26 protein-coding genes are annotated in these 26,641 nt (G+C 47.0%); 6 read left to right on the top strand and 20 right to left on the bottom strand.

Annotated elements, in window-relative coordinates; translation table 11 throughout:
• Positions 1 to 72: 72 nt before the first annotated feature.
• The 9 genes from FLB61_RS06990 to yedF form a co-directional block, all read right to left on the bottom strand.
• The gene (locus tag FLB61_RS06990; protein WP_087201540.1) at positions 73 to 309 is read right to left on the bottom strand and encodes a putative Se/S carrier protein; all 237 of its coding nucleotides are present in this window, start codon (positions 307 to 309) and stop codon (positions 73 to 75) included.
• Between the two features lies 1 nt (position 310).
• On the bottom strand, positions 311 to 514 hold the full coding sequence (locus tag FLB61_RS06985) for a sulfurtransferase TusA family protein (RefSeq protein ID WP_087201538.1): 204 nt from the start codon (positions 512 to 514) through the stop codon (positions 311 to 313).
• Between the two features lie 53 nt (positions 515 to 567).
• The gene (gene yedE, locus FLB61_RS06980) at positions 568 to 1,668 is read right to left on the bottom strand and encodes a YedE family putative selenium transporter (protein WP_087209825.1); all 1,101 of its coding nucleotides are present in this window, start codon (positions 1,666 to 1,668) and stop codon (positions 568 to 570) included.
• An 11-nt stretch (positions 1,669 to 1,679) separates the two neighbouring features.
• On the bottom strand, positions 1,680 to 2,816 hold the full coding sequence (locus tag FLB61_RS06975) for an aminotransferase class V-fold PLP-dependent enzyme (protein ID WP_221919762.1): 1,137 nt from the start codon (positions 2,814 to 2,816) through the stop codon (positions 1,680 to 1,682).
• Positions 2,817 to 2,949: 133 nt separating this feature from the next.
• Positions 2,950 to 3,858, bottom strand: a complete 909-nt coding sequence (locus FLB61_RS06970; protein ID WP_221919761.1) for a selenium metabolism-associated LysR family transcriptional regulator — start codon at positions 3,856 to 3,858, stop codon at positions 2,950 to 2,952.
• Complete coding sequence (gene selB, locus FLB61_RS06965) at positions 3,855 to 5,771, bottom strand: selenocysteine-specific translation elongation factor (RefSeq protein ID WP_221919760.1); 1,917 nt, start codon at positions 5,769 to 5,771, stop codon at positions 3,855 to 3,857. The genes FLB61_RS06970 and selB overlap by 4 nt, the downstream gene beginning before the upstream one ends.
• A gap of 11 nt (positions 5,772 to 5,782) precedes the next feature.
• Positions 5,783 to 7,204: an L-seryl-tRNA(Sec) selenium transferase gene (gene selA / locus FLB61_RS06960; protein ID WP_221919759.1), complete on the bottom strand. Its 1,422-nt coding sequence runs from the start codon at positions 7,202 to 7,204 to the stop codon at positions 5,783 to 5,785.
• A 37-nt stretch (positions 7,205 to 7,241) separates the two neighbouring features.
• Positions 7,242 to 8,288, bottom strand: a complete 1,047-nt coding sequence (gene selD, locus FLB61_RS06955) for a selenide, water dikinase SelD (RefSeq protein ID WP_246599152.1) — start codon at positions 8,286 to 8,288, stop codon at positions 7,242 to 7,244.
• Between the two features lie 161 nt (positions 8,289 to 8,449).
• Positions 8,450 to 9,055, bottom strand: a complete 606-nt coding sequence (gene yedF / locus FLB61_RS06950) for a sulfurtransferase-like selenium metabolism protein YedF (protein WP_221919757.1) — start codon at positions 9,053 to 9,055, stop codon at positions 8,450 to 8,452.
• Positions 9,056 to 9,249: 194 nt separating this feature from the next.
• Here yedF and FLB61_RS06945 point away from each other — a divergent pair, with 194 nt between their 5' ends.
• From FLB61_RS06945 to FLB61_RS06925, 5 genes are all read left to right on the top strand, one after another.
• Positions 9,250 to 10,110, top strand: coding sequence for a class I SAM-dependent methyltransferase (locus FLB61_RS06945; protein WP_087201524.1), 861 nt, complete (start codon positions 9,250 to 9,252; stop codon positions 10,108 to 10,110).
• Positions 10,111 to 10,704 (top strand): carbohydrate-binding family 9-like protein, encoded by a 594-nt coding sequence (locus FLB61_RS06940; protein WP_221919756.1) that lies wholly within the window; start codon positions 10,111 to 10,113, stop codon positions 10,702 to 10,704.
• Between the two features lie 61 nt (positions 10,705 to 10,765).
• On the top strand, positions 10,766 to 11,497 hold the full coding sequence (gene nagB, locus FLB61_RS06935) for a glucosamine-6-phosphate deaminase (protein WP_087201521.1): 732 nt from the start codon (positions 10,766 to 10,768) through the stop codon (positions 11,495 to 11,497).
• 135 nt (positions 11,498 to 11,632) lie between these two features.
• Positions 11,633 to 12,748 (top strand): N-acetylglucosamine-6-phosphate deacetylase, encoded by a 1,116-nt coding sequence (nagA, locus tag FLB61_RS06930; protein ID WP_087201519.1) that lies wholly within the window; start codon positions 11,633 to 11,635, stop codon positions 12,746 to 12,748.
• 25 nt (positions 12,749 to 12,773) lie between these two features.
• Positions 12,774 to 13,127: a hypothetical protein gene (locus tag FLB61_RS06925; protein ID WP_087201517.1), complete on the top strand. Its 354-nt coding sequence runs from the start codon at positions 12,774 to 12,776 to the stop codon at positions 13,125 to 13,127.
• Positions 13,128 to 13,218: 91 nt separating this feature from the next.
• Here the strand turns inward: FLB61_RS06925 and FLB61_RS06920 are convergent, their stop codons facing one another.
• The 10 genes from FLB61_RS06920 to FLB61_RS06875 form a co-directional block, all read right to left on the bottom strand.
• Complete coding sequence (locus FLB61_RS06920) at positions 13,219 to 13,887, bottom strand: HAD family hydrolase (protein ID WP_221919755.1); 669 nt, start codon at positions 13,885 to 13,887, stop codon at positions 13,219 to 13,221.
• A gap of 1 nt (position 13,888) precedes the next feature.
• Entirely contained in the window at positions 13,889 to 14,047 is a 159-nt protein-coding gene (locus FLB61_RS06915; RefSeq protein WP_204244050.1) for a hypothetical protein, read from the bottom strand.
• A 69-nt stretch (positions 14,048 to 14,116) separates the two neighbouring features.
• Positions 14,117 to 15,034: a serine O-acetyltransferase EpsC gene (gene epsC / locus FLB61_RS06910; protein ID WP_221919754.1), complete on the bottom strand. Its 918-nt coding sequence runs from the start codon at positions 15,032 to 15,034 to the stop codon at positions 14,117 to 14,119.
• A gap of 24 nt (positions 15,035 to 15,058) precedes the next feature.
• Positions 15,059 to 15,706 (bottom strand): GntR family transcriptional regulator, encoded by a 648-nt coding sequence (locus FLB61_RS06905; protein ID WP_221919753.1) that lies wholly within the window; start codon positions 15,704 to 15,706, stop codon positions 15,059 to 15,061.
• A 24-nt stretch (positions 15,707 to 15,730) separates the two neighbouring features.
• Positions 15,731 to 17,527, bottom strand: a complete 1,797-nt coding sequence (locus FLB61_RS06900) for an ABC transporter ATP-binding protein (RefSeq protein ID WP_221919752.1) — start codon at positions 17,525 to 17,527, stop codon at positions 15,731 to 15,733.
• Positions 17,520 to 19,250 carry an ABC transporter ATP-binding protein gene (locus FLB61_RS06895; RefSeq protein WP_087201509.1) on the bottom strand — a complete coding sequence of 577 codons (1,731 nt, stop codon included), beginning with the start codon at positions 19,248 to 19,250 and terminating at the stop codon, positions 17,520 to 17,522. The genes FLB61_RS06900 and FLB61_RS06895 overlap by 8 nt, the downstream gene beginning before the upstream one ends.
• 94 nt (positions 19,251 to 19,344) lie before the next feature.
• Entirely contained in the window at positions 19,345 to 20,709 is a 1,365-nt protein-coding gene (pepV, locus tag FLB61_RS06890; RefSeq protein ID WP_087209847.1) for a dipeptidase PepV, read from the bottom strand.
• A 91-nt stretch (positions 20,710 to 20,800) separates the two neighbouring features.
• Entirely contained in the window at positions 20,801 to 21,799 is a 999-nt protein-coding gene (locus FLB61_RS06885) for a DNA adenine methylase (protein ID WP_087201505.1), read from the bottom strand.
• Positions 21,792 to 23,978, bottom strand: coding sequence for a DNA cytosine methyltransferase (dcm, locus tag FLB61_RS06880; protein ID WP_221919751.1), 2,187 nt, complete (start codon positions 23,976 to 23,978; stop codon positions 21,792 to 21,794). The genes FLB61_RS06885 and dcm overlap by 8 nt, the downstream gene beginning before the upstream one ends.
• Before the next feature lie 85 nt (positions 23,979 to 24,063).
• On the bottom strand, positions 24,064 to 24,738 hold the full coding sequence (locus FLB61_RS06875; protein ID WP_221919750.1) for a Crp/Fnr family transcriptional regulator: 675 nt from the start codon (positions 24,736 to 24,738) through the stop codon (positions 24,064 to 24,066).
• Between the two features lie 109 nt (positions 24,739 to 24,847).
• On the opposite strand from FLB61_RS06875, the gene FLB61_RS06870 reads away from it, so the two are divergent.
• On the top strand, positions 24,848 to 25,495 hold the full coding sequence (locus FLB61_RS06870) for an ATP-binding protein (RefSeq protein ID WP_221919749.1): 648 nt from the start codon (positions 24,848 to 24,850) through the stop codon (positions 25,493 to 25,495).
• Positions 25,496 to 25,591: 96 nt separating this feature from the next.
• On the opposite strand, the gene FLB61_RS06865 is transcribed toward FLB61_RS06870, so the two are convergent.
• A complete protein-coding gene (locus tag FLB61_RS06865) occupies positions 25,592 to 26,512 on the bottom strand; it encodes a hypothetical protein (RefSeq protein WP_221919748.1) in 921 nt (306 codons plus the stop codon).
• Positions 26,513 to 26,641: the final 129 nt, after the last annotated feature.

The raw sequence follows: 26,641 nt of genomic DNA, 5'->3' as shown, positions 1-26,641 counted from the left end.
TGCGTGCGCGATCTTTCATTGACGGAACAAAAAGAAAGACCGGGTTTCAAAAAAAGCCCAGTCTTTCCCTATTTACACCATGCATTCGTGCAGATCTTCATGTTCGATTCCTACCTGATCCATCATACTCAGGATAGTATCTTTGTCTTCCAGACCTGCACACCAGGCCAGACCGCATCCTGCCGATATCGATCTCGGCACTGGAATCAGCCTTCCATTTACCTGGTTTTCTTTACATTCTTTTTCCATCGCCATAGCGTCCGCCGTCGTGTGGAATGTGACGACAAGTCTTAATTCTTTCTTTCTCATGCTACTCAATCACAATTTCAAATTCAGAGCCTTTTTCTCTGACCGTAACCTTCTTCCCATGATCTTTCGCATATTTCTCTACGTTTGTCCTCTGATGCGGCTCGCTTACAAGTACTTTTACAGGCCCTTTTGTCTGCTTCAGCGCCTCCGCTGTCATCATGATCGGTTCCGGACAGGAAAGTCCTCTTGCATCTACTTCCTTCATCTTAAAATTACTTCCTTTCATTCAGCATATCATATCAGTTACGAAAAAGCCAGCTATTTTGTCCCTTTTCTCTTATTTGTAAGAGCGATAAGGAAACATGCCGCGATACAGATGATGACCGCAACCTGTCCTGCTGTGCTTACTCCTCCTGCTGTTGCCGGCTTGTCTGCTGTAGCTGCTGCTGCAGCTGCGCCTGCAAGACCGAAGTTGTGTGAAACTGCTGCTCCGACAAACAGACCCAGTACTGTTACTGCCCCGTCTGATGATCCCTGCCCTGCCAATACAAGCTGACGCAGTGGACATCCTCCTGCCAGAACTGCCGCAAATCCCACAGCATACATACCAAGGATATTCCACAGATGTGCGGAATGTGCCACCGGCTGTCCTGTGAAACTCAGATGAAATCCTCCCGTAGCGATATTGAAGACAAGCATAACGACAAACAATCCGGCAATGACGGATATAAGATCAAAACTTCTTACAAGAATGATATCACGGATGCTCCCCGCAAAACACATTCTGGATTTCTGTGCAACAGCCCCGAATAAAAGACCTGCGATCAGTGAAACCGCGATCGGAGCATGCAATGCTCCCGGACCTGCCCCTTTTTCACTGGCTGCAAGAAGTGTCGTGCAGACACTCAGCACGAAAATCCCTGCCATCAGGATCGGGAGGATCGTCCCACTCGCAAAGTTTGTTTCGTGTGCTCTCCCCAGGCTGAATCCTTTTTTCAGGAAAAAGGCGCCTGTGGCAACACCTGCTGCAAAGCCGATGAGAGCCACCCATGCATTCAGATCACCTGCAGACATTCTAAGTACCATACGGAGCGGGCATCCGAGAAATGCCAGTGAACCAATCATGATGATCATTCCAAGTATGAAACGAATCATCGGGGAAGATCCGGCAGTAGAACGGTATTCTTTCGTTGCAAGGGAGATTGCAAACGCTCCGATTACGATTCCGATCACTTCCGGACGCGCATACTGAACGGCCGCTGCTGAATGGAGCTTCAGAGCCCCCGCCGTATCACGCACAAAACATGCGATACACATGGCCATATTGGCCGGGTTCCCCATTTTTGCCAGGACGGCTGCAATTAATCCGCAGATTATCCCGGCAATGGCTAGTTTCTTCTTTGAGTCTGATAAATTCATAACTCTTCCTCCTATTCCTCTGCTAATTCCCGCACTGCCTTAACGGCAGCTGCGATTTCCTCTTCCGTGTTGAAATGCGAAAAGCTGAACCTTACGGAACCTTGTTCCACTGTTCCAAGCGCTTCGTGCATCAGCGGCGCACAGTGTCCTCCCGGTCTCGTGGAAATATCATATGTCATAAGAAGCTCATCGCTCACCTCGGAAGAATCGTAGTCTCTGATATTCAGTGTCACGATCGGACACCTGTTATAGGAAGAAAAATCCCCGTATATTTTTACTCCAGGAATATCTTTTACTCCTTCGTAGAACATCCTCATAAGAAACTGTTCTTTTTCTCGGATATGGTCCATTCCGGTCTCTTCTATGTATCCAAGCGCTGCATGAAGTCCGGCGATACCATGCCCATTGAGCGTCCCGGCCTCAAGAGCGGTCGGCATTTCTTTCGGATGCTTTCTGCTGTACGTCTGCACTCCGCTTCCTCCGCTTTTGAGCGGACGGACCGAAAGCCCTTCCCGAACATACATGCCACCGGTTCCCTGCGGTCCCAAGAGGCCTTTATGTCCTGTAAAACAGAGCACATCGATGTGCATGGATTTTACATCAATCGGAAATACCCCCGCTGTCTGGGAAGCATCCACAATAAACAAAAGTCCGTATTTTTCCGCAATCTCTCCAACCTTCTGTATATCCACAAGATTTCCGGTCAAGTTGGATCCGTTCGTACAGATGATGGCTTTTGTATTGTCTTTCACTGCTTTTTCAAAATCGCCGTAACGTACGCAGCCTTTTTCATCGCTTTCCAGGAAAGTGATTTCCACGCCCTTTTCCTGTAGTTCATAGAGCGGGCGCAGCACAGAATTGTGTTCCAGCACCGTCGTGATCACATGATCTCCTGGATCTATCAGTCCTTTTATGGCAATATTTAAACTTTCCGTGGAATTAGATGTGAATACGATCTGCTTCGGGCTTTCCGCGCCAAACATTCCGGCAAGTCTTTCTCTCGTCTCATATATAAGTCTTGCAGCCCCAAGTGAAGCTGTATTAGCTCCTCTTCCGGCATTTCCGATAGAGTTCATGGCATTTACGACTGCATCAATAACCGCCTGAGGTTTGTGCATCGTTGTCGCTGCATTGTCAAGATAAATCATTTTTGTTTTCCCCCTTAATCACCTAACTTTAAGTATAGCTTTTTCTCCCATTACCGTCTAATCGAAAAAAGGCAAAAAGAGGCCCACTTATAGGCAATATCTATAAGCAGGCCTGTCTCTTATCAAAACATTTTTACTTTTTGTCTATTCCGTACATCTCTTTTGTTACCCTGATAAAGCGTTCCGCCGACTTGGACAGATGGAAATTTTTATTGTATACAATATTCAGATCTCTTCCATCCGATTTATCCGGCATCGGACACCAAAGCACCTTCCCTGTTCGGATCTCTTCTTCCGCAGCAAGCTTTGAGATAATCGTAATACCCATACCACTGATCACAGAACGTTTGATAGCTTCCTGGTTACCCATACTTGCAACAATATTGAGCTGCTCTGTGTCAATTCCAGCCTTTTTCAGCTGCTTTTCCGCCTCTTTTCGTGTACCGGATCCTTCTTCCCTCATGATAAAGGCTTCTTCTGTGATCCAATTCAGATTCTGCTCGTTTACACGCTTCTCGTATTTTTCCGTGTTCGGCATGATAATGATAAGCTCGTCTTTATAGAACGGAACATATTTACAGAATTTTTTCTCAAGCACAGTACCGGTAAACCCGATATCTGCAGCTCCCCCTGCAACCAGTTCCACGACTTTTGCACTGTCGCTTTCCACTACTTTAAACTGCTCCCGCGGATATTTTTCATTAAATTTTGAAAGAATGCGAGGCAAAATATACTGTGCCGGGATCGTGGACGCAGCGATAGAAATCTTTCTTCCCTCCTGCTGTTTTTCCCCGACGAAGCACGCCTCGATCTGTTCTTCCAGATCGATCATCTGTCTTGCATATTTGTAAAGTGTTTTTCCATCCTCAGACAGATTGACTTCTTTTGTATTTCTAATGAACAGACGTACATCCAGTTCTTTTTCAAGCGAAGCAATATGTGCGCTGATCGTAGGCTGAGTTAAAAACAATTCTTTTGCCGCTCTGGAAAAGCTTTTTCTGTCTGCCACACACACAAATGCTTCCAGTTGTTTTAAATTCATACGTATGCAATCCTTTCGCTTTCTGCTCCTGCTTTCTTTGTGATCTTCAATGTATCCATATATTCCAGGATCGGTTTCGCACTTTTTCTGCTTGTTGCAAACATATCACGCACTTCCGCGATGGTAATAAGACCGTCTTTTTTCAGTTTTTCCTGTATCTTCTTTTTCGCTTCCTCCATCAAAGATGCCAGTGTATACATTTCATCGTTGACTTTGACAACGGTTCCCTCAGCAGTCAGCACCTGAAGCACATCTTCTTTTGTCCCTTCCGGCAGTTTTGGAAACTCAATCTCCGAAAAACGGACAAAGTCATATCCTGCTTTTTCCATTGCGCCGAGAATTGTCCCGGCAGCTTTCTCAAATATGGCATCCCGCGGGATCTCATATCCGAAGCAATGCAGAAATTCTCCCCGTCTTCCTATCGATTCTTCCTTGATCAGATTTTCAATGTACATATCGAACACGTTCGGTTTGACCTGTTTCATAAATTTTCCGTGGATTTCTGCCTTCGCCATACCAGGCCGGTATGGATGTGCCTTGTGGAAAGCTGCCAGCTCTTTTGTGATCATTTCCTTTTTCTTTTCAGCGGAACTTTTATGCCATACATAAAGATCTTTCTTCATCGGGAATGTCAGGACAGTGCCTTGCTCCTCAAGCTGGCTTATATCTTCTTTGACTTCTTCCGGAGAAAGAGCCGTGATCTTTGCGAGTTCTGCTGCCGTTACCATCGTTTCCTCATGCTGTTTTACGTGAAGTTCGATCACATCCGCAGAGGAACCTGATTCTTTGCGCTGCAGTTCCTCGATCACGTCCGGCTGAAACCTTCTCTTCCTTTTCGGGTTTGGTTCAAGTACGACTCCCCCGCCAATCGTCTCCATCGGAGAATAGAATCTCACAACAAACCGGTCGCCTCTTCGCACCGCAATCTCCTCTTCCAGTCGGAGCTGTACATATCCGCTTTCGCCCGGTCCGATTTCTTCTTTGTCAAGCAGCACTGCTCTGCAGAGAATCTCGCTTGTACCGCTGAAAAAATGCAGTCTCGCATGGTTGGTCAAAATGCGCATGGAAGATGGCAGCACATTCAGCTTTACATCCAGCAATTCTGTATTTTTCATATTGTTTGGCGGTGCCAGTACGCATCCTCTCCGGATCTCCGACTTTTTCACATTAGACAGATTGATCGCCACTCGCTGCCCTGCATAACAGGTGTCCACACTTTCCCCGTGCACCTGGATACTGCGTATCTTACATTCTTTTCCAATCGGGTACATGCACAAGGTATCTTCCTTGCGAATTGTTCCGGCAAGAAGTGTACCGGTTATAATCGTACCAAATCCGGAGAGTGTAAAGACACGATCGATCGGAAGACGCGGTATCGTGTGGATATCTTTCTCCGTCACTTCATTCTCCGTCATCTCCTGTATTGTCTCGATCAGCTGCGAGAGCCCCTCTCCCGTGGCCGCCGACACCTTCACAACCGGCGCGTTTTCAAGGAAAGTGCCGCTCAGTTCCTCTTTTACTTCCTCTTCTACGAGTTCCAGCCATTCTTCATCCACAAGATCGCACTTGTTCAGAACGATAATACTCTTTTCGATCCCAAGTTCGCCCAGAATGTCCATATGCTCCCTTGTCTGCGGCATGATCCCTTCATCTGCCGCGATGACCAGCATGACAAGATCCATACCTACGACACCGGCCACCATATTGTTGATAAAACGCTCATGCCCCGGTACATCGATAATTCCTGCCCGATCCCCGTTTGGCAGATCAAAATACGTAAATCCAAGGTCGATGGTAATACCTCTTCTCTGCTCCTCTTCCCAGCGATCTGTGTTTCTTCCTGTCAGAGCTTTGATCAAGGTTGTCTTACCGTGATCGATATGACCTGCCGTACCTATAATAATATGTTTCATATGTCTCATCCTTATTTTCTTTTTACTTTCTTCTCTTCTCCGAGAATACCCGCAAGCTCATCCGCAGCAAGCGACATCTGCTCCTTGTCCATTGTCCTTACATCCATCAAAACTGTGTCATTTACTACTCTTGGGATGATCGGGATATCCAATTTTCTCATAGCCGTCTCAAGCTCCGGCACTGTCATATCATATGGCTTGATGACGACACCCATGCTGCTGATCCGTTCCAGCGGAAGAGATCCTCCGCCGATCTGGGATTCACACTCCTCCACGCAGACTGCGGCCTGCAATTTTCGCGACTTCAAAAGTCTTACAAAACGTTTTGCATCTTTTTCCACTTCTTCTTTTGTCTTTGTGATCATCCGAAGCACCGGGATTTTTTTGATGGCATTCTCTTCGCTTAAGTATTCCTGGAGAACCAGCTCCAGCGCTGTGGCTGTAAACTTGTCGATTCGAAGCGCCCGGGTCAGCTGATTTTTCTTCATCTGATCAATATATTTCTTCTTTCCCACGATGATTCCAGCCTGCGGACCTCCAAGAAGCTTGTCCCCGCTGAAACATACGACGTCCGCTCCCTTACGTATGGAATCCTGGACTGTCGGTTCGTATGTAAGCCCGTATTTTGAAAGATCGATGAGCACTCCGCTTCCAAGATCTTCAATGATCGGGATATCATGCGCTTCCCCAAGCGGAATCAGACCGTCAATCGGAACACTCTCCGTAAATCCCACGATCCGGTAATTGCTCGTGTGTACTTTCAGAAGCGCTTTCGTCTCTTCCGTGATGGCATTTTCGTAATCGGAATAATGTGTCTTGTTTGTCGTCCCCACTTCCACAAGGGAAGCTCCGCTTTGTTCCATCACGTCTGGGATCCGGAATTTCCCTCCGATCTCTACAAGTTCTCCTCTGGATACAACAACTTCTCCGCCTTTTGCCATAGAACTTAAAATCAGCATTACTGCGGAAGCATTGTTATTGACCGCCATAGCAGCCTCCGCACCCGTGATCCTGCACAAAAGTTTCTCAAAATGCGAATATCTCTCTCCACGTTTTCCGGCTTCCAGATCGTACTCCAGGTTTGAGTAACCGCAGGCCACATCAGCGATTCGATTTAAATGTTCTCTGCTGATAGGCGCTCTCCCGAGATTGGTGTGCAGGATCGTGCCTGTGGCATTGATGACCGGCCTCATATCCGGAGTGTGCATTTTTTTTACAGTGTTGACAATGTTCGAAATCAGGCTGTCGATTCCGAGTCTAATCTCCTCTTCATCATCGCTTTCTCTAATGAGGCCTCTGAGAGCCTCCATCTCTGTTCGGATCGCCTCCATGACCGTATCTCTGTCATAGACTTCGATCGCCTCTTTTATCTGTTCCTCTTCAAGCAGTATATCCACTTTCGGAATACTGCGGTAAAATAATTTTTTTTCCATCTTCTTTCCCATCCAGAGCGCGCACACGGAGTATGTTTTATAAGAGCCGGATAAAAGTCATATCGTCCGGATCTTTTTCTCTTACTTCCCCGATTACCGCAACTTTGGTATCCATTCCTTTTTTTTCAAAATCTTCCATTACTGCGTCTGCCTGATCAGGTGCGACACTGATCAGGAGTCCCCCTGACGTCTGCGGATCGTAGAGGAGATCCACCTCGTATTCTTCCGCCTTTCCCACGTCTACATATTTCCCGGAATGCTGCCGGTTTTTGTATGCTCCCGCCGGTATAAGCCCCATCTTGGCATAGGAAACCGCATCTTCAAAATACGGGATATTCGAGAGCATAAGATCAAAGCAGACATTGCTTGCCGTCGCCATCTCTGCTCCATGTCCAAGAAGTCCAAATCCGGTCACATCGGTACATGCCGAGACGTCATATCTGTCTACCACTTCTTTCGCCTTTTTATTCAGGGAAGACATGACGATCTCCGCTTCCCGGATCGCACGTGCGGACGCCATATCAGCCTTGATGGCCGTGTTTACAATACCATTTCCGATCTGTTTTGTGAGGATCAGCTTGTCTCCAGGCCTGCACCCGTAATTTTTGAATATCTTTTGCGGATGCACAAAACCTGACACGCAAAGCCCGTATTTCGGCTCATCATCCTGGATCGTATGCCCGCCCACGAGCACCGCTCCCGCCTCCTTTACCTTATCCGCCCCTCCTCTGAGGATTTCTCCCAGGATCGACGGATCCAGGCAGTTCGGGAATCCTACGATATTCAAAGCAACTTTCGGCTCTCCACCCATGGCCCACACATCACTCAGTGAATTGGCCGCTGCAATCTGTCCGAACATATACGGATCGTCCACGATCGGAGTGAAAAAATCGACAGTCTGGATCATTGCGATATCATCCGTGATCTTGTAAATAGCTGCATCATCTGATGTCTCGATTCCTACCAGAAGATTATCATCCTGAAATTTCGGCAGCTTGCCCAGTACCTGGGCAAGGGTCTCCGGACCTATTTTGGCCGCTCACCCCGCAGTCTTAGTCATCTGAGTCAGCTTAACATCTTTCATCATTTCCCCACTCCTTTCCAAACATCGTGTACTGACTTATAGAAAATATTTATAACTTTTTTATTATACCATAAACCTGACAAAGTGCAATAAAAAGGTGCAGAAGTAACTTTCCCCTGCACCTTCTTTTTGTCTCACGCAGCTGTCCGCAGCGGACGCTCTTATGGCCTTATGATTTTCCCCGCATTTGCCATTGTTTCAACGATACTGTACATATTTGTGACGCCGCCAACAGCAAGCTTTTCTTTCAATCCATAGTAGTCAAGGCATGTCCCACAGGTCATGATCTCAACCCCTTGAGCTTCAAGGTTTTTCAGATCTTCCAGAGAATCTGATTCCTCCGTTGTAAGCGTCGCTCCCCCATTATAGAAAAGCATTGTCTTCGGAAGTTCTTCAAGTTGTGTTACAGCAAAAAGAAATCCCTTCATCAGGACCTTCCCAAGTTCATCATTTCCGTTTCCCATCTTGTCGGAAGATACAACCACGATCATATCTCCCCTCTTATCAGGCATGCAGGACACTTCTTCCCCTTCTTCTTTCTCCGGAGTTCCCTCCATCTCAATCAGAATCCGGTACTCTTTTTCCGCAGTCTTCTCGGATGTAACTTTTCCGCCGGATGCCTGCGCCATCTTTGTCACATTCTGCACTGCGATCTCATTGTCCACCAACACTTCGATCGTGTCCGGGCCTTTCAGTTCTTTCATCGCATTTTTGGTCTTGATTACCGGAATCGGGCAGTTATCTCCGATCGCATTTACTTTTATCATAATTTGTTCCGCCTTTCGATTTTTCGTTCATATTTGGATTTATACACTGGTTTTATTTTAACACTTCGCAAAAGAAGGGTAAACGGATTTTCCAATCACTTTTTTCTATAGTATTCATAGATAAAATCAATATTGAGCTTTCTTTTTATAACTGCTATAATGAAACCTACTAAAGAAAAGAAAGGATTCGTTTTATGTGGATTGCAGACGGTTGGAAAGAATATGAAGTGATTGACTGCTCCGGCGGAGAAAAGCTGGAGCGATGGGGGGACTTTCTCCTTGTCCGTCCGGACCCTCAGGTCATCTGGAATACGGAAAAGACTCACAAAGGTTGGAGGCGTCCGAACGCCCGTTATCATCGCAGCAAAAAAGGGGGCGGTGAATGGGAATTTATCGATCTGCCGAAACAGTGGCAGATACATTATAAAAACCTTACTTTTAATCTGAAGCCATTCAGCTTCAAGCATACTGGGCTCTTCCCGGAACAGGCAGTAAACTGGGACTGGTTTTCTGAGAAAATCCGCACAGCCGGACGCCCGGTCAAAGTACTGAATCTTTTTGCCTATACTGGAGGTGCAACTTTGGCTGCCGCAGCGGCAGGCGCACATGTTACCCATGTGGATGCGTCAAAAGGAATGGTCACATGGGCCAAAGAAAATGCCGCTTCTTCCGGACTTTCGGACGCCCCTATCCGCTGGCTTGTAGATGATTGTATGAAATTCGTTGAGCGTGAGATTCGCCGCGGCAATCATTATGATGCCATCATCATGGATCCTCCTTCCTACGGTCGGGGACCAAAAGGCGAAATCTGGAAAATCGAGGATGCCATTCATCCGCTGATCAAGAGATGTACTGAAATCCTCTCGGACGACGCTCTCTTCTTTTTGATCAACTCTTACACAACCGGACTTGCCCCTTCCGTCCTTACCTATATGCTCAGTACGGAACTCAAAGGAAGAGACGGACATGTGGATGCGCAGGAAATTGGCCTCCCGGTATCCGCAAACGGACTTGTCCTGCCGTGCGGCGCCAGCGGAAGGTGGGAGTCCAGATAGATGAAAGTACATACAATCTCATCCCCGGAGCATCTCCCGGAAAATGGGACAGCTTTCGAACTTACCCATCTTCTGTGGGGAACCAAATCGATTCCAAGGACAGCCGGCAAGATCGGGTTCATAGAGAATGATGGATTTTACATTTCCATGCGCTGTGAAGAAGCGGATCCTCTGTGCACCTATACGGAAAACGGCTCTCCAGTGTACAAAGACAGCGCGATGGAGGCATTTTTTCTCTTCGGAGCAGATGACGAGCCTTATATCAATATCGAATTCAATGCAAACGGTGCCTTACTGGCTATGCACGGAAGAAGCCGCTTCGGGCGGGTTCTGTTTACTCCGCACCAATGCCAGATGGTAGATCTTCGCGCAAACATATCCCCTGGTTTCTGGGAAGCTTCTTTCCGCCTTCCCATCACGCTTCTGAAAGACGTTTATGGGACAGACCGCTTCCTCCAGGAACGGACATTTTCCGCGAATTTTTACAAGATTTCAGAGACTCCGCCGTTGGAACATTACGCTTCTTTTGCACCGATCATTTCCGAGTCTCCGGATTTTCATCTGCCGGAATATTTTGAAAAATTTTCTTTCTGAAAGTACATTCAAAATATATATGCTATACTGTAAGTATCATTCTAAAGGGGGATCTGAAAAAATGAAATTTTATGAAGAAAAAGATTATGATGCATTAAGCCAGAGAGCAGCAAATATCATCGCTGCCCAGATCGTGACAAAGCCGGACTGTGTCCTCGGCCTTGCTACCGGTTCTTCTCCGGTGGGCACATACAAACGCCTGATTGAAAAGTATGAAAATGGAGATCTTGATTTCTCACAGGTAAAAACTGCCAACCTTGATGAGTACAAAGGTCTTACACGCGATAATGACCAGAGCTACTACTATTTCATGCATGAGAATCTCTTCGACCATGTCAATATCTGCCCGGAAAACACAAACATTCCAGATGGAACAAAAGAAGACAGTGAGACAGAATGTGCACATTATGAAGAAGTGATCGCTTCCCTCGGCGGAGTCGATCTTCAGCTTCTCGGCCTTGGCCACAACGGACATATCGGCTTCAATGAACCTGCTTGTGATTTCCCGCAGGCTACGCATTGTGTAGATCTCCAGGAAAGCACTATCGAGGCAAATAAACGTTTTTTTGCTTCCGCTGATGATGTACCTAGACAGGCTTACACAATGGGAATCGGCACGATTATGCGCGCGAAAAAGATCCTGCTTGTCGTAAGCGGCGAAGACAAAGCAGATATCGTGGCAAAAGCTTTCTTTGGCCCTGTTACACCAGAGGTACCTGCATCCATTCTGCAGTTCCATCCGGACGTGACAATCGTCGGCGACAAGGCAGCTTTTTCAAAAATTCCTCATTAGACCATAGCAAAAGGATGCGGCAACATGGAAATCCTGTTTTGCCGCATCCTTTCCTTTCTGCGCAATGAGTTTTCTATCCCGGACATCTGTCTGGGAGCGCATTTTAAAAAGTTTAAATAAAAGGAGATTTTGAAAATGATCATAAAAAATGTAAAAGTATATGGCGAAGACAAGATTTTCCGTGACGGGGAAATCTATATTGAAAACGGCCTGTTTCAGGAAGCTGTTTCTGATACATCCGAAGTGATCGACGGCGAAGGCGCCTACGCCATCCCGGGGCTGATCGATATCCATTTTCACGGATGCAAAGGCGCTGATGTGTGCGACAATGATCCGGAAGCGATCCGTACGATCGCAGAGTACGAAGCCTCCATCGGTGTGACCACGATCTGCCCTGCTACCATGACCCTTCCGGTAGAGGAACTGAAGGAAGTGCTTTCTACCGCTGCGGCATACAAAAATGAAAGCGGCGCCCATCTGGCCGGGCTGAACATGGAAGGTCCGTTCATCAGCGTGGAGAAAAAAGGCGCCCAGGATGCACGCAATATCATTACTTGTGATGAGAACATCTTCCGCGAATTCCAAGAAGCAGCCGGCGGGCTTATAAAATTCATCGGAGTAGCCCCGGAACGCAACACAGAAAAGACTCTCGACTTCATCCGCGATGTCAAAGATGAAGTTTCTGTCTCTCTTGCACATACCAATGCATCTTATGATGCCGCAAAAGCGGCTTATGATGCCGGAGCTTGCCATGCTGTCCACCTTTTTAACGCCATGCCTGCATTTACCCACAGAGAACCTGGAGTGGTCGGTGCCGTATTTGACAGCAAACATGTCTTTGCCGAACTGATCTGTGACGGCGTGCACATCCATCCATCCATGGTGCGTGCTGCGTTTGCAATGATGGGCGCAGACAGGATCTGTCTGATCAGCGACAGTATGCGCGCCACCGGCATGCCGGACGGTTCCTATACACTTGGCGGCCTGGATGTGACAGTAAAAGGAAAACATGCAACCCTGACTTCCAACGGCGCCCTGGCCGGATCTGTCACAAATCTTGCCGACTGTATGCGTACAGCTGTAAAAGAAATGGGCATCCCACTGGAAGATGCCGTCGGATGTGCCACGATCAATCCTGCCCGCGCACTTCATCTTGACGACCGATATGGAAGCATCGCCCCTGGCAAGATTGCAAATCTTGTACTTTTGAACGAGGATCTTTCTTTAAAACAAGTGATTTTAAACGGCTGATACAATCTGGAAGGGAGGAACTGCCATGAACCATACAGATTTTATATCCCGCCCGGGATTTCTATACAGGATCGGAAGTGAATACTACTATCTCGGGAAGTGGATCTGTCTGAAATGTGAAAATACGGACGCCTCGGATACACACTTCATGTACGAGCTTTCACTGAAAGAAAAAGACTCCCCGGAGCTGAACCTCTATTTTCAGAGACTTCGGGCGTACAGTGATTTCGCACTCATACCTCCGTTCAACGCGGCCGCTGTCCGCGATTCACAGGATCGTTTGCTGGAATCCTTGTCGGATATCCAGCAGGAAGATCTGAAGCGTCAGATTGAATCTTTTCAGTCCTGCGCCGTGCGGTTTGCCGGGCTCCCTGCGTAAGTCGATTTCCCCTCATCCGGACGGGACAACCGGTCTGCAGAACAGCTTTCACAGTATTCTCCACAAAAACTGGCCGACACTTTCATCTATGTTAAGTGTCAGCCAGTTTTTTCAGTTCTTCCTTCGCTTCCAAAAGCGTCTTTACTTTTATTTGGTACAGCTTTTTTATTTCTTCGTTTGGCTCCACAAGATCCGGAACCATGACCGGGCACATTCCTGCCGCAAAAGCGGCCCGGATTCCGTTTGGAGAATCCTCTAGGGCTACCGCTTCTTCCGGAAGGACATGGAGAAGACTGCACGCTTTCTCGTAGATCTCCGGGTCCGGCTTTGCTTTCGTTACCATATCTCCGCATAATACAGTATCAAAATAGTGGAGTATCCCTCCTGTTTTCAAAAGCTCCAGGGAGTATTCTCTTCTGGAGGATGTGGCTACCGCCATACGCCAGCCTCTTCCTTTTCCAAAGTCCAGAATCTCTTTTACCCCCGGTTTCAGCGGCACTCCTTCCTTTTCTTTGATTTCCTGAAAGATCTTCCGCGTCATCTCGTTAAACTCTTCCATCGGAAATGTCTCTCCAAATACTTGCCTGAAATATTCTGTCCTGCGTACCACATTAAATCCCAGAGTATTGTAAATATGCTGCCCGATACCAAGATAGCCAAGTTTTTCTCCAGCCTTTTCCCACGATTTCTGGACGACCCGCTCAGAATCAAAAAGCAAGCCGTCCATGTCAAACACAAGCGCCTTTATCTTTTGTCTCATGTTACAAAATTCCTTTTCCCATTGCATCTTTCACATAGGAAGTAACTTCTTCCAGCTTTTGGAGGACTTCCTGTTTTTCTTCCCATTCTTCCCCCTGGAGATCCAGATTCACAAGTGCCTGTTTTACTTCTTTCAACTTTGTGATCAATTCCTGTCCCATAACTTCATCCTCCCTTTCCTTTTTCTGCTTTTATTGTACTACTTTCCATAAGCGCGGTAAAGTCTGTTTCTAATTTTCCCATTCCCAGATAGCTTTTTTCTCCTTTGGCGTCTTAAAGACAAGCTCTGGACTTTTTGCACTTACTTTTGTATAAGGCGGAACGGACCGGGTAATGAACGTATTTCCTCCGATGATACAGTGTTCGCCGATGACGGTCTCCCCTCCAAGGACACTGGAATTGGAATAAATTGTCACATTGTCTTCAATGGTAGGATGCCGTTTTATCCCCGCCAGCTGCTGTCCGTTTCTCGTTGAAAGCGCTCCAAGGGTTACCCCCTGATAAAGCTTGACATTATTGCCGATGACCGTCGTCTCCCCGATCACGATACCGGTACCGTGATCGATAAAGAAATATTCCCCGATCGTTGCTCCCGGATTGATGTCAATGCCTGTTCTTCCGTGGGCATACTCAGACATGATCCGCGGGATAAACGGTATTTTTTCCTGGTATAATACATGCGCGAGCCGGTATACATAAATGGCAAAAAGCCCCGGATAAGAAAAGATGATTTCTTCTTTGCTCTGAGCCGCCGGATCGCCGTCAAATCCTGCCTGCACATCTTTTAAAAGACTTTCCTGAATATCCGGAAGCCTGTCAAAAAATGTATCTGTCACCTGTTCTGCACGGTCTTTGACTTCTTCATCTGTCTCCTCATTTCTCTGGTACTTAAGCGCGATCTCAATCTGGTCTCGCAGGGCGTCATACAGATGGTTCAGCCGATACCCCGCATAGTAGGACGCATCCAGCTCCATTGTGCTGTCCTTTCCGAAATACCCTGGGAATACCACATTTTTCAGTTCTCTTAAAATATCGATCACTTTGCTCCTGTCCGGGAGCTGTCTGCCGTTTTTCGGCATGAACAGCTCCTCCGTCCGGTAGTTTTCCGTAAGCCTTCCGGCCACTTTTTTGATCGTCTCTTTCTTCATATCTGCTCCCCTCTCTGTCTTGTTCTATTTGTCGTCAGCTTGTTTCGGATACATAAATTTTCTTACTCTTTCTGGACATTCGTCATCTCCTGTATAGTAAAAAATATCATTCAGACGGAACACCGCCTTCGGTCCCGGCGACATCATCAATGTCCCGTTTCTGCGGATCGCTATGACCGTGGCAAATGTTTCCTGCCAGAGATTGACCTCGCCTACCGTCCTGTCCAGATACGGCGTGTCCTCCTTGATGACAAGTTCATATGGAATAAACGGATTGGTCGCCCTGTAGCACTCAATCTGTTTGATTAGCTCTGTCAGATATCCATAGAGTTCCTTCGTTTCCTGCTGCTGACGCTCTACGTTGTCCAGAATGTTCCGTTTCAGATTCTGGATAGACTTTGTCTGTTCCTGCTGCTGCAGAAAATTCCTCGCGTTGTCCAGCGATTTGATTACCACTCCGCTGTTCTTTTCGACTTCCACAACATCCCAGTCTGCAAGAATGCACATGGCTCTTCGGGCTGTCTCCGAAGATACGCTGTACTGGCTTCCGATCGAGGACCGTGCATAGATCTTCCTGCCTTCCTGGTATGTCCCGTCAACAATCTTGTACGCGATGTCTGCCGCGATCTGCTGATATTTTGGTATTCCGCTTTCTGTCTTCCTGCCGCCCATGCCTTTCGTTCCTCCTTTGCTTATCTAGTCCATTTCATCAAAATTCTGACCGGCGAACTGAGAATGGTACAGCTTCTCGTACATTCCCTTCTTTTCCAGCAGCTCTTCATGTGTTCCCTGTTCCACGATATCACCGTCTTTTAGAACAAGGATAAGATCCGCATCCCGGATCGTGGACAGGCGGTGTGCGATGACAAAGGACGTTCTGCCTTCCATAACTCGCTGCATCGCCTCCTGGAGCATTTTCTCAAGACGAGTATCCACAGAAGAAGTGGCCTCATCGAGAATAAGAATCTGCGGGTCTTTCAGGATCGCTCTCGCTATCGTAAGGAGCTGCTTTTCGCCCTGGGAAATATTGTTTGCTTCCTCGTTTATCAAGGAATCATACCCATGTGAGAGCGTCCGTATAAAATGATGGACGTTGGCCATCTTTGCGGCCCCTATCACTTCGTCTTTGCGAGCATCCAGTCTTCCGTACCGGATATTTTCGTAAATCGATCCTTTAAAAAGCCACGTATCCTGGAGCACAAGTGAGAACATGGAGCGTAGTTCTTCCCTTGGCATATCACGGATATCTACACCGTCAACCTTGATGGATCCCCCTTTTACGTCATAGAAGCGAAGCAGCAGATTCATAAGCGTCGATTTTCCTGCCCCTGTCGGACCTACAATAGCCACCATCTGTCCGCTCTTGACATCCATATTGACATCTTTCATCAGAAGGTCTTTTCCATAGCCAAATTGCACATGGTCGAAGGTCACTGTCCCTTTCATCCGGTCTTTCGCCACATGTTTTTCGCCGCCTTGGTCTTCCTCTTCTTCATTCAGCATCGTAAAGATACGACCAAGTGCCGCAAAAGCCGACTGTACCTGGGCGGATAACTGAGATACCTGTGACAGCGGGTCATTGATCTGCCAGATATAACGGATGAACGCCTGGAGATCCCCAATTTTGATCGTTCCCTGAATGACGAGAATGCAGCCTACAACAGCTGAAGCTCCGATCGTCACATAAGTGATAAATGACACACAAGGCGAGATCAAAGAAGACACGAACTGTGCCTGAAACGCAGAATCTCTCATCCTCCTGTTGACATCCTCGAATTTCTGTATCGTATCCTCCTGTTTATTGTACACGATGATCTCATTGAAGCCCCCGTACAGCTCCGTGATGGTTCCGTTCAGTTCCCCGACAGTCGTCTGCTGTCTGTCAAAAAGTTTCTGCGAGCGTCCGACAAACAGTTTTGTGATAAGCGCTGTCAGAGGGATGATGACAAGTGCAAGGAGTGTCATGATCCAGTTGATCCGGAACATCATGATAATGACAAGGATGAATGTCAGTACTCCGGTAATCACTTTGGTAAGTGTCTGCTGCAATGCATTGCTCAGCGTATCCACGTCATTTGTCACACAGCTCAGGACATCCCCAAATGCATGATCGTCAAAAAATCGCACTGGAAGCTTCTGGATCTTTTTCTGAAGTGCTCCCCGGATATCATGCATCATATGCTGGATGGCATTTGTCAGGAAAAACGCCGAAATAAGAAGAGCCAGTGCCCTTACAATGAAACAAGTGATCAAAAGCGTCAGTATCAGGAACACTCTCTGGAAATCCACATGAGCGCCCGGTATCCCCTCCATGATCTTTGCTGCGTCATCTGCAAGCTGTGTTGTGACCATCCCTTCGACCGTTGGATTCATTGTATAGATAGCCGTGGACAAAATGACCATAAAAAACGCCACAAAAAATTTTGTCCTGTATGGCTTTGCGAAAGCCAGTACTCCTTTTATACATACTTTCCAGCTTACTTTTCTATTCATAGGCCAGTTCCTCCTCACTTAACTGAGAGGCGGCGATCTCATAATATATCTTGCAGTTTTCAAGGAGCTCCCTGTGCGTTCCCTTCCCTGCAATTTTGCCTTCATTGAGAACAATGATCTGATCTGCATCCATGATAGTGGAAACTCTCTGCGCCACGATCAGGACGATCTCATCTGTCATCTCTTTTTTCAGTTCTCCCCTGAGACGGGCGTCTGTCCGGAAATCAAGCGCCGAAAAGGAATCGTCATAGATATAGATCTCCGGTTTGCGCACCAGCGCTCTAGCGATGGAAAGCCGCTGCTTTTGTCCGCCTGACACGTTACCTGCTCCTTCCGCGATCTTCTCTTCAAAGCCGTTCGGCTTTTCCATGATAAAGTCGTACGCCTGTGCCACCTTTGCCGCATGGATGACTTCATCGTCTGTCGCTTCTTTTTTCCCAAATCTGATATTGTCCGCGATGGTCCCGCTGAACAGGTTTGCCTTCTGGGATACATACCCAATTTTATCCCTCAGTGCATACATGTCCATCTCCCGTACATCGACACCGTTTACAAGCACCTTCCCCGATGTCACATCGTAAAATCGCGGGATCAGCTTGATCAGCGTGCTTTTTCCTGATCCTGTACTTCCGATAAAAGCCACAGTCTGTCCGGCGTGTGCCTCAAAAGATACATTCTGGAGCACAGCCTCCTCTCCGTCCGGATAGACGAAAGTCACATTGTCAAACACAACGCTTTTCTCCTTTTCCTCTGCTCCCTCTTTCGGATGGTTCTGTATTCCCGGTTCAGTATTTAGAACTCGCATGATCCGCTTTGCAGATACATTTGCTCTCGGATACATCATAAATACAAGGCAGAACAGGAGAACGGAAAACATTGCGTGGAACATATAATCCATAAAGGCTACCAGTTTCCCCACCGGCAGTGCACCGTCATCGATCATAAAACTTGCGACAAGGTAGATTCCAATGACCGCCACATTCATAAGCAGAAAGAAGATCGGCTCTGTGGAGGACATCAGTTTAAACAGCCGCTTAGACTGCACCATAAAATTTACGTTCTCGTTGTCAAACCGCTCCGACTCATAGCTGTCATTGTTAAAGGATCGGATAACCCGGATTCCTGTGAGGTTCTCCCTGAAAATCCGGTTGATGGAATCCAGTGATCCCTGCTGTCTCTCACTGATAGGTGAGGAAATTTTCCCTACGATAACCACCCCGATGATGATCAGCGGGACGGTAGCAAGAATAATCATTGACAGTTTCAGCGATGTCATCATTATCAGTATGAAACTTACTGAAATCATGACCGGGGTGAGGACCGCAGTCCTCAGGATCACGTTCATAAACATCATGATCTGGAAGGCATCGTTGTTTGTTCTTGTGATCAGGGATGCCACACCAATCTCATTCATCTCGCTGTGAGACAGTGTCTGCACTTTCCGGAATACATCCTGTCTGATATCGTGTGCGACATTGGTAGATATCCTGGCACAGCAGTAACCTAAAAGGATCGTGCCGGCCACACCGATCACGGAGATCAGCACGATCAGTCCCCCCATTCTTATCAAATACGTTTTGTCCTGATTTACTACCCCTTTGTCGATCATATCTGATACAATGGTTGGAATTCCCAGTTCCACCAGCGCAAAACCAAATACAGACAGCACATTCAGGCAAAAAAGAAGTTTATATCTTTTCAGATACTTGAAAATCAGTCTCAAACTAAAACCTCCTTGTTATAAAAAGACCTTTGCACATTTCATGCGAAGGCCTTTTCTGATATACCAAATTTGTCAGACTTTTTATTAAAGTTTTCTATTTCTGAGCGATCTCATACATTGCAGCGGCAACGATCTGGAATGATTTCATTAATTTATCCACGTCTGCACATTCGTTCGGCTGATGGATCACATCCGGATCTCCCGGGAAGATCGGTCCGAAAGCTACCATATTGTCAAACGCTTTTGCATATGTACCGCCTCCGATAGCGATCGGCTCATCATCCGCTCCGGTCTGTGCTCTGTAGACTCCCGTCAGTTTTTGTACAAGTTCAGAATCTTTAGGAACATAGAGGAGTTTTCCTTCCGCCTCGACATTCGCGTTCAGACCGTATTCTTCCGCGTGTTTTTTTACATTCGCGATCAGTTCTTCTCTGTTTCCACTCTTCGGATACCGGATATCAAGTGTAAAGAAGATCTCTTCTTCCGTCACTTTCACAACTCCCAGGTTGACTGTCGTTTCCCCTGTCTCCTCGTCATTGTAACAGATTCCCAGAGACTTTCCATTTGTCTCTGCTCCGATTTTTTCCAGGATGAATGCCATCATCTGCCCTACATCTCCGTCAATACCGGAATCTTTGACTGCCTCAAACAGTTTCTTTGCAGCGTTGATTCCAAGATGCGGTGTACTTCCGTGAGCCCCTTTTCCTTCCGCTACGACCACTGTCTTTCCGTCCGCCTTTGTCACAGTAATGCCTTCCGCTTCCTTGACGTCAATCTCTCCTTCCGCTACAAGAGTGCACTTCGGCGTTACTACATTCTTCGCTGTACCTCCATCGATGGACAGTATTTTCACTTTGGACGGATTCTCTATCTTCTTTGTCACTTCCCAGAATGACTGGCCTTTTTCACAAAAAATGACCGGATACTCTGCATCTGGCGTAAACCCGATCGTCGGTTTTTCTCCGCCCGCTTCAATGTAATGCTGCACACAGGAAGATCCATTTTCCTCGTCTGTGCCGAAAATAACGCGAAGTCTGCGGTCAATCGGAAGTCCAAGATCCCGGATTGCTTTCAGCGCATAGATGGCACCGATCACAGGTCCTTTGTCATCAAGAATTCCCCGTCCGTACATCACTCCATCATGTACTTCACAGGCGAGAGGAGGATAGTTCCATCCTTCTCCGATCGGGACAACATCCAGATGGCCCAGCACTGCTGCCATCTCTTCGCCTTCGCCGTACTCGATCCAGCCTACTTTGTTGTCCAGATTTCCTGTCCGAAAGCCCAGCTTTTCTCCCAGCGCAAGCGCATGATCCAGCGCCTCTTTCGGACCTCTTCCATAAGGTGCGTCCGCCTCTGGCTCTCCTTTCACACTTTCGATCGCTATGCTTTCTTTGATGGATGCGAAAATTTCGTCCTTCATATCAAGCATTTTTTCATTCAAATTTTCATATCTCATTGCTCTAACTCCTTCCGCTAAAGTTTGCACTTCAGCTCTTTAACACTCTATAGCATTAGTCTATCGTATTTGTGTGAAAATTGCAAGCAATTTACAGTTCTACTAAAAAAAGAAGTTCATTGCTTCCTTTTTTGTTAATTTTCCCTGTTACCTGATAGTTGTGCGGCCGTTCTTTCCGTGTCACACGCCCGTATTTTGAAAGCATCTTTTCCATCTCATCCGGAACCGGGCGAACCCGACTGTTCTGGCTTAAAAGGATATATCCGGTCTTTCCCCGCAGTTCTTTTACAAGCTCCTCCAGTCGAAAAAGAAACGTCTGTTTTTTGGTAAAGTCAGCATGTTCCTTTTTCTTTCCAAACATTTCGTCGAACAAACCATAGAACGCATCATAATTATTCATGGTGGAAGGATATGGCGGGTCAATATACACAACATCCAAGCGTCCCGGCTCTTTTACAAGATCCGCAGCATCTTCCCTTCTGGCAATACAATTTCCACGCCCCCGGAAGACTGCCTGGCTGTAAGATGACAAATTCTCTCTCATGTGACTTTCGAAAGTCTGGTTATGGTATGCCCGCCTTCTCCCGTATTTTCGGTAGCTGTATTCCTCATCTCTGAGGATCCGGATCTGATCCCATGGAACATTCATCCGTGAATATGGAAGCTTCCGGATCATAGCTCTGCGCAGAAGAGCCAGATAGAGATACCGCTCATATCCTCCCAGTTCTTCCGAGATAGCTTTGAGGCGTGCCAGCTCTTCGATCTCCTCGGGAAAATACAGTCTCCCTGCAAGAAAAGAAAGCCTGTCTTTCTCTTTTTCAATGATTCCCCGAGAAATCTCTATATCAAACACAGATGCTGAAATCTGTCCTTCCATATTCTCGATCAGCGCTTTGCAAAGAACGAAATCCGCGTACAAAATGTCGTTGGAAATCACATCATATCCTTCTTTTTTCAGCGCATAAGACACCGAACACCCGCCCGCAAACAGATCCATAACACTCCCTGTCTTTACCGGCATTTCCTGGAGAATCCAGTCCACAAGCTTTTCTTTATTCCCGATATAATTTACTTTCGGATATTTAGACATTTCGAAGTGCCTCCCTTATCTGCACGGCAATCCGGTATGCCAGCTCCGGCGGAACTGCATTTCCGATCTGCTGCTGTATCTGTATCGATGTCCCATAAAAAATAAAATCGTCCGGGAATGTCTGTATTCTTGCCAGCTCCCGTGGAGTGAGCGCCCTGTTCTGGCAATAGTGAAAGATTTTTCGCATATCCCCTGTCACGCACACCGACGGTTTTTGGCTGTCATAGCGGATATATTTTCGGATATCCCCGGATTTTGGCCGCAATTGTTCCGGGATATCCGTCCGGTCTCCTCCGTCTTTTACGTAACTCATCTTTTCCAGCATCTGTACGGAATGGTTCATAGCCTCATGATTCGGGATCGTGCTTTTCTCTCCGCTTTTCAAAGGCGGCAGATCGCCGATAGCTTCTTTAATCGTTCGGATACGGCTGTCTTTCTCCGGATAGGAGAAATTTACAACCAGATCTTTTCGGTATCCTACCATGACCATCCGGCGACGCACCTGCGGGACGCCGTAGCAGGCGCTGTTCAGCACTTCATGCCACGGTACGATATACCCTGCGTCACGGAATGCTTCCAGTATATCCTCCATCGTCTTGCCCTTCCTGTGCACTTCCATCGCAGCCACGTTTTCCATCACAAACATCTTTGGCTTTAAGTGTTTTACGACCCGCACAAACTCCAGAAAAAGATAATTTCTCTCATCCTCCAGAAAAGTCCGGCCGATATTTCCGGCCTTGGAAAATCCCTGACAAGGCGGTCCTCCGATAACAACGTCTACTTCCCGCTCTTTTATGACCGCGCTAAGTTTCTCATTGGGGATGTTTTTGATGTCGTCCACGATGAGCGGATGCTCCGGGAAATTCTCCCGGTATGTCCTTGCATACTTAGGATGCATCTCAACGGCCAGAAGATTCTCAAATCCCGCCTTGTCAAATCCGCAGGACAGTCCTCCTGCCCCGCAGAACAGATCCACATATGTCGGACGCTTTAGAGGCTTTTCCTCTTTACATTCCGATGAGACCGGATCGATGCCCTGTTTTTTGTAAAACAAAGCTCTGTGATAACGCATATACTGTTTTCTTTTATCGTTCATCACTGCGCTGTCCAGCCGGTATCTTCCAAGCCGTTCTCTTACTGCTTCTTCCACCCGATCTCCAAATAAAATCTCCCCGTCGTCGGTAAAAGAGATTTCCTGCTTATCAAAGTACGAATCTGCAATCTGATTGATCAAAATTCCATTGTCCACATCATAGGCTTCATCTTCCCGCCCTTCATCCAGACAGGTCTGGAGTGGTTTGATGTGGGAGGCGATCAGCGTCTTATACTGGATCTTTTCCAGGTAGCAAACCGGTTTCCCATAGATGCGCTCCGATTCCTGCTTCAATTCCTCCTTAAAAATACGATGGCGCACTCCATCTCTCTTTTTGTTTTCTCTCTCCCTGCCATCTGCGATCCCTGGATCATCTACGAAACGGAATGTCTCATTTTCTCTGTCGTAGGAGAGATCCACAAAAAGCTTCAGGTGGGAGATCAGATGGGAGATCTGATTATATTTTCTATCCGGGAAACCGCAGGAATCGGCATAGCGGATCTGACTGTTAAGTTCGCTTCTCGTAAGGTATCCTTTCGCAAAATTCCGGATATCTGTTACCATCAGTCCCTTGATGTCTTCTTTATCCAGCGGTCCGGAAAGATCCAGCGTCTTCAGCAGAAACGCCATGTGTTTCAGCTCTCTTTTATCCACAGTCACATCGGAGGCAAGGGAGGACGCCTCATAAAAAATCTTTGAAAAAAGAACTCTCTTTCGTTCTTTGTCCTCCGTCCGCAAGAACTCTTTTACAAGCGGATGATACCCGTCCATATATGGATTGATAAAACCGATCTTCACAAACTGGTTGATGGCTTTCCTGGCCGACAAGGAGCCGTCCTTTCCCTTAAAATCACACATTTTCACGATTCTTTCCTGAAGTCTGCGGTAAAGCTCCTCCGTCTTACCATCTTTCTTTCCGGCACTTTCTTGGATTTCCTTTTTGTGGCTGTCGATGAACATGACCGTCACAGAAAGGCAATTATGAAATTTCGTTCCGAGCAGATTCGTATATGCCGCTGTAAACTTCCAGTAGTTCTCATATACTTCCGTCTCTCTTCTTTTTTTGGAACCTCCAGTCATATCCATCACATCCCTTCTTGTATCATATCTTTCTTTTAGCCCTGAATTTATATCATACCATGACTTTTCAAATTTCTCTATGAAAATCTTATCAGATTTTTATCTGTTCTTCTTCTTTCAGCAGCTCAAATTGATTTTTCCGGAAAGACAAGACACCTTCTTTTTTCAGCTTTCCAAGCACCGCTGACAGCGCACTCCTGTCTGCCGCCAGATAATCAGCAAGTCCCTGTCTGTCAAATGGAATCTCAAAACTCTTTTTTCCTTCTTTTAAAGCCTGTTCCGACAAGTAAGAAAGGACTTTCTCCCGAAGTGTCCGTCTGGACAGGTGGGAGATGCGCCCAGTCAGAAAAAGATTTTTCCGCGCGAGTATCTGCATCATATTTTTCATGAGGATCTTATGTGCCGGGCTGTCTGGACAGGTCTCCGTCATCGCTCTGTAATCAATCCACAGAACTTCTGTCTTGTCTGCCGCCATTACCGTGACCGTCGCGCAGGCTTCGCCCGCCGCAAATGCCTCCGCAAACAATTCTCCAGACAGAATCTGTGCCACCATGGCTGTGCTCCCGCTATACTCTTCCTTCATGACAAAAAGTTCCCCGGATGCCACGATTCCGAAAGAGCGAACTGTATCCCCCACATTCAGAAGGATCTCGTCTTTTTGATAAATCCGGGTGCAGGCCTTTATTCGTTTCAGCAATATCTCCATTTCTTCCTCCGGGATTCCCCGAAAAAGCGGGCAATTCCGAACCCATTTTTTTCTCTCCATTCCTACCTCCGTTGTAATTACAACCGATTCTTTTTCCTGAGTGTACTATTCTTATACATGTAAGTCAAGCGTATTTCTGAAAACATTTTGGAAGGGAAGGAATAAGACTATGATACGAAAAATCATCAAAATTAACGAAGCGCTCTGCAATGGCTGCGGGCTCTGTGCCCAGGCTTGCCATGAAGGCGCTATTGATATGGTAAACGGAAAAGCAAAACTTGTGCGCGAACACTACTGCGATGGTCTTGGAGACTGTCTCCCTGCCTGCCCGACGGGGGCCATCTCCTTTGAAGAAAGGGAAGCGCCGGCTTATGATGAAGCAGCCGTAAAAGCCGCTCAGGCCGCAAAAACCACCGGAACTTCAAATCCTTCGGCGCAAAATTTTTCACTGGACAGCCAGCTTACCCAATGGCCGGTACAGATCAAACTTGCACCGCTTTCAGCACCTTATTTTCAAAATGCCGATCTTTTGATCGCAGCGGACTGCACAGCCTATGCCTACGGAAATTTCCATCATGATTTCATACGAGGCCATGTTACTCTCATCGGCTGTCCAAAACTGGACTCCATCGACTATACAGAAAAGCTGACTGCTATCCTGAGTCAGAACGACATCCGAAGCATCCTCGTGGCAAGAATGCAGGTCCCATGCTGCGGCGGAATCGAGCGCGCTGTCCGAAATGCAGTCGCAGCATCCGGAAAAGATATCCCATGCCAGGTAAAAATCATTTCCCCGAACGGTACTATACTGCAATAGACTGGATTGTGTTATACACTGTACGGCCTCAAAATAGTAATATACCGCCCTGCCGTTCTTCGCACGGACACAGGGCGGTATCCCTTTTTCTATTATCTATCGCCTGATAAATTTGCGAATGACACATAATACGATCCCTGCTGCACAGCATCCCAGCAGAATCGTTTTCATCCCGTCTATTACTTGAAGGGCTAGGCTCGCTCCGGCCAGCATCTGAGGGCTTTCCGGCACGATCGGCTGCACCATCCCAGATACAGCTGCAAGTATTGCGATCACGATGAATGATGTAAGTCCTCTTCCCGTGTCATAGCTTTGTATCCTTCCACCGTCTGCTGCTTTTCTCCCTGTCAAGATCCAGAGCGCGGAGATGATTCCGTAGAGCAAAAGCACGCCTGCAATACCAAGATAAAGCGCTTCCGCATAGTTTCGATCTGCTGCCACTCTCCATAGTTCTCCCAACACATTTCTCTGGGCCCAGAAATCCTGGAACATTTTGAGAACAATGACAACCATAGCGGCAAAACTTCCGCATTTCAAAATGATGGAAACGATTTTTCCTGCCGCTTTTCCCGCTGTTCTCCCCGCTGTACCAGCGACTTTTGTCGCTGTCTTTACAGGTTTTACTGCAGAAGAACGGTTCTTTTCTTTTGTCTTTTTTTCATCTCCTGTATTCTTTTGCGGAGGTCTTTTCTTTTTTCCGGAATCTGCCCGTTTCCCTGCTGCTCTGCTCCTGGAAGATCCGGTCTGCTTTCTCCCCTGTGATTTTCTTTTGTCTTCTGGTCTTCGCTCTGTCTTTCTTTGCGATGTCTGTTTGGGCTCTCTTGTTTTCACTGCCTTTTCTTCTTCCGGATCCTCCCAGCCGTCTCCGGTATCCCAGTCATCCTCCTCAAAATCTTCGGTATCGAGATGGTATTCTGGATCTTGCTCGTCCAGCTCTTCTTCATCGAGCCACTCTATATCGAGCCAGTCTGTCATCTGATTGGGATTATTTTTCTTGTGATCTTTAATGCGTCCCATGCTATCAGCCTCCCCTTATGTATCTTATACTTTTTTTCTTTCCATGTGCAGACGAGATCCCACTTCGCCGCACTTTTTTCACAAGTATATTTTAGCATGAATTTTTCTTCAAAAACGCACCTTCACATT

Origin of the sequence: Sellimonas caecigallum (assembly GCF_019754295.1) — a bacterium.
Lineage (GTDB): Bacteria > Bacillota > Clostridia > Lachnospirales > Lachnospiraceae > Sellimonas > Sellimonas caecigallum.
Note: the sequence above shows the minus strand (reverse complement) of the source record. Positions and strands in the feature narration are given on the sequence as shown.